Source organism: Collinsella aerofaciens ATCC 25986, assembly GCF_010509075.1.
Classification (GTDB): domain Bacteria; phylum Actinomycetota; class Coriobacteriia; order Coriobacteriales; family Coriobacteriaceae; genus Collinsella; species Collinsella aerofaciens.
On record NZ_CP048433.1, the window covers coordinates 1,142,593 to 1,155,156 of the forward strand.

The following is a 12,564-nucleotide window of genomic DNA, read 5'->3' on the forward strand; positions in this document are numbered from 1 at the left end:
TCCCTTCTACACGCCGGCGGCGATGCCGGTGCGGTCGTGGATGGCGCCATGCGGGCAGACGACGGCGCACATGCCGCACGACAGGCAGTCCACGCCGTCGATATGGGCGCAGTTGTCCTCGATGCGGATAGCGCCGGCAGGGCACTTTTTGGCGCACATACCGCAACCGATGCAGCTCGTGTCGCAAATCTTGCGCGCAATGGCACCCTTATCGGTGTTGTTGCAGCGCACCAGAATGTTCTGGTAGCCGGGGACGAAGGCAATCACGCGCTGCGGGCACGCCATGCCGCACAGGCCACAGCCCGTGCACTTTGAGCGATCCACGCGGGCGATGCCATCGACCAGCGCAATGGCACCGTGGGGGCAGGCCGTGACGCAGGCGCCACAGCCAATGCAGCCTTCGCTGCAGCGGGCGTCGCCGCCTGCGGAGGCGCAACCGCTTCCGCAGGCAACGTAGGCCACGTTATGTTGAATGGATTTGGCCATAAGAGACTCGCCTATTTCTTAAGGAGATACGGATAGTTGTCGCGCACAGCCCTGATGGTCAGGCGGACGGCCTCGGGAAGGCCGGTGTTGACGGCATCGACCGAGACGGTGCGGACCGTGCCGGCGACGCGGACCTTAAAGTGGTCCTCGTCCACAGCCAGGAAGCCCTCGTTCTCGGAGTTCTCCATGTCCTGCTCGCTCCAGAACAGGGTGAGCTTGTCCTTGTAGGGACGGCCCTCCTGGTAGGGACAGAACACGGCGCAGTTGCCGCACTCGTTGCACATGCCATCGACGTGGACGACCTGATGCTTGGCCAGGCCCGGCACCTTAATTGCCACGTTGGCACGGTTGGGGCACACATCGCAGCAGACCTCGCACACCGAGCCGCAGCCCAGGCAGCGAGTCTTGGTGCAGTTGCGCTTGTCGCGGCACAGCGACCCCTTGCGCTCGTAGCAAGTGTCCTCGCGGCCGGCCTGCTCGTTGCAGTCGGCGTACTTGTTAAAGTCCACGCCGGCGATGGCGCGGGCGACCTCGGCGGCATCGGCAATAGCCTCGACCACGGTGGCAGGACCGCGGCGGCAGTCGCCCGCAGCCCAAACGCCCTCGACGCCAGTGGAGGTGGCGGCAAGGCGGCCGCGACGGTCGTGCTCGACACCCGCGGCATCGTACAGGCTGGCATCGATGCCCTCGCCCACGGCGCAGATCACCGTGGTGGCGGAAAGCTCGACGGTCTCGCCCGTGGCGACGGGGCTGCGACGGCCGCTTGCATCCGGCTCGCCAAGCTCCATGACGTCGCAGGTCAGCACGGCGCCGTTAAGCGCCTTGGGGGCCAGCAGCTCGCAGAACTCAACACCATCGGCAAGAGCAAGATCAAGCTCTTCCTCGTCGGCGGGCATCTGCTTCTTGGTGCGGCGATACACCAGGCGCACGTTCTTCACGCCAGCCAGGCGCTTGGCCACGCGGGCCGCATCCATGGCGGTGTTGCCGGCGCCAATGACCACGACGTCCTCGCCCAGCTCGAGCTTCTCGCCCCTCTTGGCGGCCTCGAGGAACTCCAGCACGTCGAGCTCGGCATCCTCGCCCAGGCCCGCAGAGCCGGGCATCCAGGCGCCGGTGGCCACGACCACGTCGGTAAAGCCCTGGGCCTTGAGCTCGTCAATGGACTCCACGCGGGCATTGAGCTGCACCTTGGCACCAAAGGCCAGGCAGAGCTCGGCATCGTGGGAGATGTCATCGCTCGCAATGCGGAACTCGGGGATGACGTGACGGACCACGCCGCCGAGCGAATCGCGGGCCTCGAAGATGGTGACGGGCACGCCAGCGCGCGTCAGGAAGAACGCCGTCGCCAAGCCGGCCGGGCCGCCGCCGATAACGGCAACGTTGCGCTCGCCGTCGTTGGCGATGGCCTGGGCGCGCAGCTTGGGCAGCACGGCGGTCATGGCCTCGCGGGCGGCCTTGAGCTTGCTGGCGCGGATCTGGGCGCCCTCGGGCTCGTAGAACGCACGCTCGCAGGCACGGCCGCAGGGATGCGGGCAGATAGTGCCGGTAATGAACGGCAGAGCGTTGCGCTCGATGATGATGTTGAGTGCGTCCTCGTAGCGGCCCTCGTCAACAGCCGCCAAGTAGGCGGGAATATCCTGCTGGATGGGGCAGCTCGTGCGGCACGGCGTGGTAAAGCAGTCGGAAAGCGGGCTCTTGCCGGCGACCTTGCGGTCGGGCAGCGGGCGCAGCGGCTTCTTGTATAGCGGGTTGGTGAGCGAATCGGTCTGGATCGCAGTCACAGCCTCGAGAGAGACACCCGCGAACGGCTTGCCGTCCAGATCGGTAAACTCGCCGGCCATCTGGCTAAAGCGCTCGTAGCCACCGGGCTTGAGCACGTCGGTCGCCAGGGTAACGGGCCAAATGCCGGCATCGTACAGGGCGCGGATGTTGTAGACCGTGGCACCGCCAGAGTAGCTAATGCGTAGTTTGCCATCGAACTGCTCGGCAATGCGGCGGGCAGCCTCGATGGTCAGCGAGAACAGCGAACGGCCGGACATGTACATCTCGGTGGAGGGCAGCTCGTTCCTCGTCACGTCGACGGGGAACGTGTTGGTCAGCTTGACGCCAAACTCCAGGCCGCGCTCGGCGCACAGGGCAATCAGGCGCTCGAACATAGGCACGGCATCGGCCCACTGCAGGTCCTCGCGGAAGTGCGTGTCATCGAAGACGATGTAGTCAAAGCCCAGCTCGTTGAGGCGCTGGCGGGCAAACTCATAGCCCAGCAGCGTGGGGTTGCACTTGATGTAGGTGTTGAGGCCCTTCTCGGTGATCAGATAGGTCGCGATGCGCTCGATCTCGGCCGGCGGGCAGCCATGCAGCGTGGACTCGGTGATGGAGTTGGACACGCGCGCCGGAATGGACTCGACAAACGCGGCGTCGACATGCTCAAACTTGTCCAGGTTGGCGAGCGCCCATGCGCGGCACTCGTTCCAGACGTCGGAGCCGCTGGCGTCCTTCATGCCCTCGATGTAGGCGTCGACCTTGGGGCTCTTGATGCCCTCGAGGTCATAGCCCACGGACATGTTAAAGACAAAACCGTCCGGGCTGCCCAGACCGTACTCGCGAGCGATCAGGTGGCAGGCAAACCATGCCTTCACGTACTCGGCAAAGGCCTGCGGAACCTCGAGCTCGGTCGACCACTCGCAGTTGTAGCACTCGTCCTGTGCCACGATGCAGGGTTTGTTCACACACTTGGAGAGCTCCTCGCCGTCCATAACCTGAACGGTCTTGAGCTCAAAGAAGCGGGAACCGGCCACATAAGAGGCCACGATGTTCTGGGCCAGCTGCGTGTTGGGGCCGGCGGCCGGGCCAAACGGAGTCTCGATGCGCTCGTCAAAAATGGGAAGCGCGCCCTCCTGGTTGGTCGTGACCATCTTGCGCACGCCAAAGATGGCGCCCTGGGTCTTGTGCTCCTCGATGATCCAGTTCATCAGCTGCGAAAACGGGATCGGCCTCATAATGTCGCTCATAATGAGCTCCTCTCTGTAACGCCCGGCGAGACCGCGCGGCGGGCGCAAATACGGTGTAGCGCTAGCACAGCGCCGGCGACCCCGCGGAGGCCGCCTATGCGCGCGCCGGATGCGGCGAAACATCCGACGCGCGCGAATCTCCAGTTGGATTAGTACACGCGATCGTTGAGCGTGCTCCAGAGCTTCTTGGACTCGGCCATGGTCCACGCGTTGATCTTGTCCTCATCGATACCGACAAACTCGCGATCCTTGTACAGGACACGACCGTTGATGATGGTGGTGCGGCAGTTTTTGCCCATCATGCCAAAGAGCATGTGGCCGTCGATGTTCTCCTCGCTCAGCGGCGTAAAGGGCTTGTAGTCCATAACGATGACGTCGGCGGCGGCGCCGGCCTCGAGCACGCCGAGTTTGCGATCGAAGTACTTGCTCGCCATCTTGGCGTTGTTCTCGAACAGCATCGTCATGGCCTCGCACCAGCCCACGTTGGGCATGGCGGCGTTGTGGCGCTGAATGATCAGGAAGACCTTGAGGCTCTCGAGCATATCGTGGGTGTAGGCGTCGGTGCCCATGCACACGGGGATACCGCGGCGGAAGAACTCGAGCACGGGGGCGCAGCCCACGGCGTTGCCCATATTGGATTCGGGGTTGTTGACGAGCCAGGTGCCGGACTCCTTGACGATATCCATCTCGGCAGGCGTCACGTGGATGCAGTGGCCGAGCATGGTGTCGGGACCCAGCAGGTTGTGCTGCAGTAGGCGCTCGACGGGGCTGATGCCGCCGCGGTTGAGGCGGGAGTCCCACACGTCGTTCATGCCCTCGCACACATGGATGTGGAAGCCGGTCAGGCCGTTGTTGGCCTCGGCCATCTTGTCCATGGTCTCGTCCGACAGCGTAAAGGTGGCGTGACCGCCAAACATGGCGGCGATCATGTGGTTATCGTTATCGCGACGCTCCTTGGCGGCCCACTGGGCAAACTCGGCGTTCTCGGCAATGGCCTGGTCGCATTTTTCCTGGCCGCGACGATCGGAGACCTCGTAGCACAGGCACGAACGCATGCCCAGCTCCTGCGCGGCATCCTTAATGGTAAAGAGGCTTCCCGGGATCTCGCAGAAGCTCGCATGGTGATCGAAGATCGTGGTGACGCCATCGCGGATGGAGTCAAGAATCGTGGCATAGGCGCTGGCCTTGGTGCCGTCGAGCGTCAGGTTGTCGTCGATCTTCCACCACTGCTGCTCAAGATTCTCCAGGAAGTTGGTGGGGTTGCAGCCCTTGATGGCAAGGCCGCGGGCCAGACCCGAGTAGATGTGGGTGTGGCAGTTGATGAGTCCGGGCATGATGAGGTTGCCCTGGGCGTCGACGTACTCGGCATCCGGGTACTTGGCCTTGAGCTCGCACTCGGGGCCCACTTCGACGATCGTATCTCCGTCAATGGCGACCGCACCGTTTGGAATGAACGGGGTCTGAGCGTTGCGGGTAAAAACGGAACCGTTAGCGACCAGAAGCATGGATGTTCCCTTCAACATCAGAGGCGGGGTTTGACACCTCTGACATGGCGGAGTGCGAAGCGCCGGCCTACACCGGAAACGGGCCCTCTCCCGTCAACGCTTCACCAAAGGGACAAACCCTTTGAAGTGCGGCTTGGCGCCGCATGGCGTCGGCGGACGAGGCGATGCGCCCGCCGACGAATAGCACCGAATTGGTTACTTCTTGCTCTCGGGCAAGACCAGATCCACGGCAGCGTCCTTGGCAGCATCGATGTGCTGAGCCACGACCGGCGTCTGCGGAAGGATCAGGTTAAGGACAATAGCCATGATGGCGGTGGGGGTTACAGCATTGGAGCCGATGACGGTGGGCACCCAAGTGGGCATACCCTCGCCGGCAAGGCAACCGCTGGCCATCCAGATACCCAGGCCAAAGACGACGGAGGTACCGACGATGGTGGTGGTGCGCTGCGTGAGGCCCTCGCGGGTGAACATGCGCACGCCGTTCATGGTGATGGTGCCAAAGACACCGACGGTCGCGCCGCCGATGACGGGCTGCGGGATAGCGGAAAGGACGGCAGAGAGCTGCGGGAACAGACCGGCGATGGCAAAGACGGCCGCGATGATCACAAAGACCCACTTGTTGACGACCTTGTTGGAGCAGATGATGCCCACGTTCTGGCCAAGGGCGCTGGTGGGAAGACCGCCCAGCAGGCCGCCGACCATAGAGGTGAGGCCCTGGGACACGATAGCGCCGGAGAGCTCGCGCTCGGTGGGCATACGGTCGATGGAGCCCAGGCAGGCGGCGGAGACGTCACCGATAACCTGGATGGCAACCATGGGGAACACGACGGCGAGGGTAATGCAGACCTCGGGATCAAACTCGAGCGCGTAGGGCATGAGCTTGGGAAGGGCGAAGACCTGAGCGGTGGCGACGCTGGAGAAGTCGATCATGCCAAAGGGGATCGAAACGATCATGCCAACGATCATGCCAAAGAACACGGATCCCAGCTTGAGCGTGCCCTTGCCAAAGTTGGCGAGCGCAAAGACCACGGCGAAGGTGATAAGAGCGACGCACCATGCCTGCGGGGTGCCCCACAGCGGCGTGCCCATACCGCCGGCCATATACTTGACGGCCGTGGGATACAGCGAAACGCCGATGGAGAAGATGACCGTACCGGTCACGACGGGCGGGAACAGCCACTTGATCTTGCTGTAGGCCAGACCAAAGAGGACCGCGACGGCACCGCCGACAATCTCGCCGCCCAGCAGCGCACCAAAGCTAAAGCCCGAGGCGCCCATGGCCTGAAGGGCCGGCAGGAACGCGAACGAGACGCCCATGACGATGGGCAGGCCGCCGCCGATGCGACGGAAGGGAGCGAACGCCTGAAGGGCCGTGTCGATTGCCGAAAGAATGAGCGCGACCTGAATGATGTCGGTACTCTGCTGGCTATTAAAGCCGTAGACGCCGGCCATGATGACCGCCGGGGTAATGATGCCGGCAAACGATGCCAGTACGTGCTGAAGGGCACACGGGATCATTTCCTTAACGGGAGGCATGCCTTCGCGAGTGAACAGGGCTTCAGTGCCGTTCGTAACCGTCTCCTGGGTCATTTGACCACCAATCCTCGAAGTAGTTGTTTCGCATCTAACGCTCTATTGTGACGCAGTGCGGGGTTGAGGTTGTGCCTTCGTTGCATATCGTATTAAAGATGATTCTCATTCTCAATAATAATTTTTTGTTATCAGACTATTCTTCAGCTGAGATAACGCATTTCCGCAGGTCAGGAAAGTGTCTGGTCAAAATAACATCTAACTTTTCTTTTGGTCGACCGTTTACCGCCAAATTCCTACCGCTCGTCTGTATTACGCAATGTACCTGCGGACATACGAGATGATGGGCAGCGTGTTACCATGAGAAAAAATTGTTATGAACATTTCCGATTTCACCCAAAGGAGTTACCCGTGAACGAGACCGTACGTCGCTTTTTGCCGATGGTCGATTTCCTTGAACAGGTGCTCGGCAAAAACAGCGAAATCGTGCTGCATGATTTCTCGGATCCCGACCATGCCATTGTCGATATTCGCAACGGTATCGTGAGCGGGCGCAAGATTGGCGGACCCGCTACCGATCTGGCACTCAAGATTATGCACGATGGTAAATATCGCGATCTGCCGTTCATTACGGGCTACGAAGGCCGCGGCGCCGGCGGCAAGACGCTGGAATCCGCAACGTACTTCATTCGCGAGGATGACGAGATCGTCGGCATGCTGTGCGTCAACACCGATCTTTCGGCCGTGCGCAACATCAACGCCATGGCCCAGCAGCTTATGGCCTGCTTCGACGCCGCGCCGGTCCGCACGGAGCCCTCCCCCATCGAGGTCGAAAGCCTTTCGGAGTCCACACAGGAGCTCATCGACCGCAGCATTTCCGAGCTGCTCGAAAGCCGCGGGCAGGATGTCGCCTCGCTTGGGCAGGCCGACCGCGTGGACGTTATCCGCCATCTCAACGGAAACGGCGTGTTTATGCTCAAGGGTGCCGTTGCCTGCGCCGCCGCCGCACTTGGAATCTCTGAGCCCAGCGTCTACCGCTATCTGCAAAAGGTCCGCAAGGAGGGCTAGCCCGCTGATCCTTGGGGACGGAGGGAAACGGATCATTTTTGTCGCATCGCTTGACAAAAGACCCTGCAGCTCGCACTGCAGGGTCTTTTTGCATGTCATGTTTAGTTGTTGCCAACGCCCTAGAGAGCGGCGACGACCTCGATCTCGACCAGACCGCCAGCCGGAAGGGCGGCAACCTGGAAGGCGCTGCGCGCGGGGAACGGGGCCTCGAACTTGGAGGCGTAAATCTCGTTCACAGCGGCGAAGTCGGCGATATCGGCCAGGTAGACCGTGGTCTTGACGACATCGGCAAACGTGGCGCCGGTAGCGGTCAGCAGGGCCTCGACGTTAGCGAGGGACTGCTTGGCCTGAGCCTCGACACCCTCGGGCATCTTGCCGGTCGCAGGGTCAATGCCCAGCTGGCCGGACAGGAACACCATGTTGCCGGTCTGGATACCGGGGGAATAGGGGCCGATGGCTGCGGGTGCGTTATCGGAAGACACGACGGTCTTGCTCATGTTTTTCTCCTTACGATCAAATAGAGAGCGTGAGCGCGGCGTTCGCACCGGGAGGCACAGTTCGGTCTGAACACCGCGCTTGATTGGGATAGTAGGGGATGATTTTGCGCTGTGCAAGATTATTATCACATTGCGAGAATATTTTATCGCCCAACGGCGCGTACGGGCCGATGAACGGCGTGACCGGCGACGTGCCCGAATACTGATCCCTTTTCCTCCGTCCCCTTCGGATCACGTGATCCCTTAGGGACGGAGGAAAAGGGATCATTTTTACATGAGAGGCTGCTGAAGACTTTGTCCTGCTTAGGCTGCGGGCATCGCCTGCCGCGACTGCACCACTATACTTTTGAGTATCTGAGCATTTTGAAAGGCAGGATATGACCGCAACCGCCAGTCGAACCACCAACCGCAGGCCCGAGCTCTTGGCCCCCGCCGGAGGCCCGGAGCCCTTTGCCGCCGCACTCGCTGCCGGGGCAGACGCCATCTACTGTGGCATGGGCAGCTTCAACGCCCGCCGCAAGGCAACGAACTTTACCGACGAGGCCTTTGAGCAGGCCTGCCGCGCCGCGCACCTGGCCGGCTCGCACGTCTACGTCACGGTCAACATCGTCATCAAGCAGTCCGAGATGAGCGATGCGCTGCAGCTCATCCATCGCTGCTCCACGCTGGGCGCCGATGCCTTCATTATCCAGGACTGGGGCCTGTTCTTTGAGGTCAAGCGCACCATGCCCGGCATCGAGACGCACATCTCGACCCAGGCGAACATCCACGATGACCGTGGGACCATCTGGTGCCGCGAGCAGGGCGCCGACCGCGTGACCCTCTCGCGCGAGCTCTCCATTGACGAGATCGCCGCCATTCACAACGCTGCGCCCGACGTTGACCTGGAGGTTTTTAGCCACGGCGCCATCTGCTTTTGTTACTCGGGCCTGTGCCTGCTGTCGAGCTTTGCCATGGCGGGCCGCTCGGCCAACCGCGGCATGTGCGCTCAGCCCTGTCGCCTGCCCTACGAGCTGATTGACGAGAACGGCCGCTCGCTCTCCCCTGCCGGTCGCGAGCGCGCGCTGTGCCCGCGCGACACCAACACGTCGCAGCTCGTTCGCCGTCTGTATGACGCCGGCGCCGCATCACTCAAGCTCGAGGGCCGCATGAAGGCCCCCGATTACGTGTATTCCATCGTCGACGTGTACCGTCATCAGATCGATGACATGCTGGCCGGGGTCGCCGTAGATAAGGACGAGGACGCCGCCCGCCAGCGCCAGCTCAAGCGCTGCTTTAACCGCGACTTTACGCACGCCTACCAAGACGGCACCTCGGGTGACGAGATGATGAGCTACGAGCGCTCCAACAACCGCGGCCAGATCGTGGGCACGGTGCTCGGCAGCCACCTGGCCAACCGCGATGTGCGCGGGCTCAAGCCCGACGATCGCCGTCGCCGCGCCGCCATCGCCCGCATTGAGTTGTTTGAGCCCGTGGGCAAGGGCGACCTGTTGGAGCTTCGCCACGACGATGAGTTCGACCAATTCCTGACCACCATTGCCGCCGATGATGCCGCCGCCGGTGACGTCATCGAGTGCCGCGTGCCCCGCAGCATGCCCGAGGGCTGCCGCGTCCGCGTGATTCGCAGCCAGCGCGCTATCGACGCCGCCGGCGCCGCGCTCAAGCGCGACGTGCTGCGCCGCCGTGCCGTAGATGTGTCTATCGTGGCGCGTCTGGGCGAGCCGTTTACCGTGACGCTCACCTGCTGCGACGACCCCGCGCTCGCTGCCACTGCGACCGGCTTTACCGTCGAGGCCGCCAAGACGCGCGCCGTCGAGGCATCCGATCTGGTGGAGCATGTGGGCCGCATGGGCTCCTCGCCCTTTGAGGCTGCGAGCTTTGATGTGACGCTCGATGAGGGCTGCGGCATGGGCTTCTCCGCCGTACATAAGGTGCGTGCCGCCGCTTGCAAGGCACTGGAGGAGGCCATTCTGGCGCCGTACGCGGAGCGCGCCCGCACGCTCGAGCTGCCGGCGATTGTCACCAGTGATTCCCGCCCCGCGCCCGAGCATTACCGCGATGAGCCGCAGATCTGCGCCACCGTCACCTCGCTCGAGGCCGCCGAGGCCGCTCGCGCCGAGGGTGCAACGCGCATCTACATGACCACCGACGCGCTCCAGGCCGCCGGTGTCTCCCCCGCCGATGCGTTTGAGCAGGGCATCGTACCCGTACTCGACGAGATCTGCCGCGCCGTCGACCACGAGCGCGTCGATTCGTGGATACAGGCTGGGGCCACCATCGCTGTCGGTAACATCTCTGAGCTTGCCCTGGCCGCCCAGGTTGGCGCCACGGCCGAAATTCGATCCTGCCTGCCCGTGCACAACACGCCTTGCATGGAGGCACTCGCCGAGCGCGGGGCCGGCGCTTTTTGGCTCTCGCCCGAGATTACGCTCGACGAGATTATCTCGCTTGGCCCCTCCGCGCCCGCAGCCCTGGGCATCACCGTTTTCGGCCGCCCGCGCGTTATGACGAGCGAGCACTGCATCCTGCAGGTTGCCAACGGCTGCATCCACGATTGCGCCAACTGCCGCCTGCGCGCCCGCAAGCTGTCGCTCAAGAATATCGACGGCAAGGTCATGCCCGTGCGCACCGACATCCATGGCCGCTCTCGCTTGTACGACGCCTACCCCATCGACCTTACGCCGCAGGTACCACAGCTGCTCGACGCCGGCGTGCGCCGTCTTATGGTTGACGGAACCCTGCTCGAAGCCGATGAGATTGGCCGTGCCGTTGCTCGTGTCCGCCGCGCCATTGAGGCAGCTCAGGCAGGTCGCAAGCCCGCTGCCCGCCTGCGCGGCGCCACCTCGGGCTGCATGTTTGTGGGAATTAGCTAACCGAAAGGCTTACACGTGAACGAAGAACCTCAAGTCCTCTACTGCGACGCCTGGCTCATGGCCATCGATAAGCCCGCCGGCATGATCGTCCACGGCGACGGCACCGGTGAGCGCACACTTACCGACTACGCCAGCGACCTTTTGCTGGCGATGGGCGACGGCTTTGCCGCGACCGACATGCAGCCGCTCAACCGCCTGGACCGCAACACCACCGGCGTGGTGCTGTTCTCGCTCGACAAACAGACGCAGCCCGCCTTTGACCAGATGGTGAACGACCACGCCTTCGAAAAGCACTATCTGGCGCTGGCCGAGGGCAAGATCGACTGGAACGAGAAGCTCATCGACAAGCCCATCGCCCGCGACCGCCACGACAGCCGCAAGATGCGCGTCGGCGCCAGCGGCAAGCCGTCGCAGACGCGCGTGAAGGTGCTCAAGCGCCTTAAGAGCCGCCGAGGTCTGCCCACGCGTTCGTATATCGATGTCGAGCTGCTCACCGGCCGCAAGCATCAGATTCGCGTCCACCTGGCCAGTGAGCATCACCCCCTGGTCGGCGACGACCTGTACGGCACTGCTCGCCCCTGTGGATTGATGCTCCACGCCCACAGCGTGTCCTTTACGCATCCCGTTACCGGCGAGCACATCCACATCGAAGCCCCCTGCCCCTGGGAGCCTTAAACCACCACAAAGGTGCCTGTGAACTGCGCCCCGAAACTTGGACTGAATAAATAGCGACTACGCCGCAAGGGCCCGGTTCCGGAACTCCTCCGGCGTCAGGCCCTTCAATCTTACCTGCCTGCGCCGCGTGTTCCAATGGGCTATGTACTCCTCCAGGTCGCGCTTGAAGTCCCCGAAGCTGCCCCACTCCCTGCCGCGGTAGAACTCGTCCTTCACGTGGCCGAAGAGCTGCTCGGTGGCGGCGTTGTCGATGCAGTTCCCCTTGCGCGACATGCTCTGGGTGATGCCCGCCCCCTCCAGCCTGGAGGCGTAGGACTCGTGCTGGTACTGCCAGCCCATGTCCGAGTGCATGGTCGGCGCCGCCCCGCCGGGCAGGGCCTCGAGGAGCCGGTCGAGCATCCCGTGCTGCTGGGCGAGGTCCGGCGAGGTCGATATGTCGCTCGCCACGATCTCCTTCGTGCAGAAGTCGAGCACCGGGGCCCAGTAGGCCTTGGCGCCGGCCACCTTGAACTCGGTGACGTCGGTGCCGAGCTTCTGCCACGGCCCCTCGGCGCCGAAGTCCCTCGCGATGACGTTCTCGAACGTGCTCCCCACGAGCCCCCTGTAGGAGCTGTACCGGCGGCGGGAGCCCCGGCGGCGCATCCCGCACCGGATGCCCATCTCGCGCATCATCTTGAGCACGGTCTTGTCGGCCACGACCGCGCCCAGCTCGGCGCGCAGGCACATGGCTATCTGCCGGTGCCCGCAGCCGTTGGCGGTGCGCGAGAATATCTCGGCCGCGGCGTCGCGCAGCTCGGGCCTGGTCGGCCTCCGCGGGTGCGCCAGCGCGTAGTAGTAGGTCGACCTTCTGAGCCCCGAGCACTCCAGCAGGTGGCGCAGGGAGTGCCCCTCCGCCCTCAGCGCCCTCACCGCCTCGGCC

The 12,564-nt window shown here is 63.3% G+C and carries 9 protein-coding genes; 3 read left to right on the forward strand and 6 right to left on the reverse strand.

All coding sequences use genetic code 11. From position 1 onward, the window contains the following. Window positions 1–6: 6 nt before the first annotated feature. The 4 genes from GXM19_RS05270 to GXM19_RS05285 all read right to left on the reverse strand — a co-directional run bounded on the left by GXM19_RS05270 (window position 7) and on the right by GXM19_RS05285 (window position 6,592). Entirely contained in the window at window positions 7–486 is a 480-nt protein-coding gene (locus tag GXM19_RS05270; RefSeq protein WP_006235055.1) for a 4Fe-4S binding protein, read from the reverse strand. Window positions 487–497: 11 nt separating this feature from the next. Continuing rightward, on the reverse strand, window positions 498–3,497 hold the full coding sequence (ygfK, locus tag GXM19_RS05275; protein ID WP_006235054.1) for a putative selenate reductase subunit YgfK: 3,000 nt from the start codon (window positions 3,495–3,497) through the stop codon (window positions 498–500). Between the two features lie 149 nt (window positions 3,498–3,646). Continuing rightward, window positions 3,647–5,002: a putative aminohydrolase SsnA gene (ssnA, locus tag GXM19_RS05280; RefSeq protein ID WP_040359022.1), complete on the reverse strand. Its 1,356-nt coding sequence runs from the start codon at window positions 5,000–5,002 to the stop codon at window positions 3,647–3,649. 195 nt (window positions 5,003–5,197) lie between these two features. Then, window positions 5,198–6,592, reverse strand: a complete 1,395-nt coding sequence (locus GXM19_RS05285) for a uracil-xanthine permease family protein (protein WP_006235052.1) — start codon at window positions 6,590–6,592, stop codon at window positions 5,198–5,200. Window positions 6,593–6,943: 351 nt separating this feature from the next. Here GXM19_RS05285 and GXM19_RS05290 point away from each other — a divergent pair, with 351 nt between their 5' ends. Beyond that, a complete protein-coding gene (locus tag GXM19_RS05290; protein WP_115596213.1) occupies window positions 6,944–7,600 on the forward strand; it encodes a helix-turn-helix transcriptional regulator in 657 nt (218 codons plus the stop codon). A gap of 119 nt (window positions 7,601–7,719) precedes the next feature. Here GXM19_RS05290 and GXM19_RS05295 read toward each other — a convergent pair whose 3' ends face one another. Continuing rightward, window positions 7,720–8,097, reverse strand: coding sequence for a Rid family detoxifying hydrolase (locus GXM19_RS05295; protein ID WP_006235050.1), 378 nt, complete (start codon window positions 8,095–8,097; stop codon window positions 7,720–7,722). A gap of 377 nt (window positions 8,098–8,474) precedes the next feature. Between GXM19_RS05295 and GXM19_RS05300 the strand changes: the two genes are divergently transcribed. Further along, window positions 8,475–10,970: a U32 family peptidase gene (locus GXM19_RS05300; protein WP_006235049.1), complete on the forward strand. Its 2,496-nt coding sequence runs from the start codon at window positions 8,475–8,477 to the stop codon at window positions 10,968–10,970. Between the two features lie 15 nt (window positions 10,971–10,985). After that, window positions 10,986–11,645 (forward strand): RluA family pseudouridine synthase, encoded by a 660-nt coding sequence (locus GXM19_RS05305; protein ID WP_040359019.1) that lies wholly within the window; start codon window positions 10,986–10,988, stop codon window positions 11,643–11,645. 57 nt (window positions 11,646–11,702) lie between these two features. Here GXM19_RS05305 and GXM19_RS05310 read toward each other — a convergent pair whose 3' ends face one another. Continuing rightward, complete coding sequence (locus tag GXM19_RS05310) at window positions 11,703–12,554, reverse strand: IS3 family transposase (RefSeq protein ID WP_050766119.1); 852 nt, start codon at window positions 12,552–12,554, stop codon at window positions 11,703–11,705. Window positions 12,555–12,564 lie beyond the last annotated feature (10 nt).

Bases quoted from the DNA above. Each gene is read 5' to 3' on its own strand.
- GXM19_RS05270 (WP_006235055.1), bottom strand. From the start codon at position 486: ATGGCCAAATCCATTCAACATAACGTGGCCTACGTTGCCTGCGGAAGC.
- ygfK (WP_006235054.1), bottom strand. From the start codon at position 3,497: ATGAGCGACATTATGAGGCCGATCCCGTTTTCGCAGCTGATGAACTGG.
- ssnA (WP_040359022.1), bottom strand. From the start codon at position 5,002: ATGCTTCTGGTCGCTAACGGTTCCGTTTTTACCCGCAACGCTCAGACC.
- GXM19_RS05285 (WP_006235052.1), bottom strand. From the start codon at position 6,592: ATGACCCAGGAGACGGTTACGAACGGCACTGAAGCCCTGTTCACTCGC.
- GXM19_RS05295 (WP_006235050.1), bottom strand. From the start codon at position 8,097: ATGAGCAAGACCGTCGTGTCTTCCGATAACGCACCCGCAGCCATCGGC.
- GXM19_RS05300 (WP_006235049.1), top strand. From the start codon at position 8,475: ATGACCGCAACCGCCAGTCGAACCACCAACCGCAGGCCCGAGCTCTTG.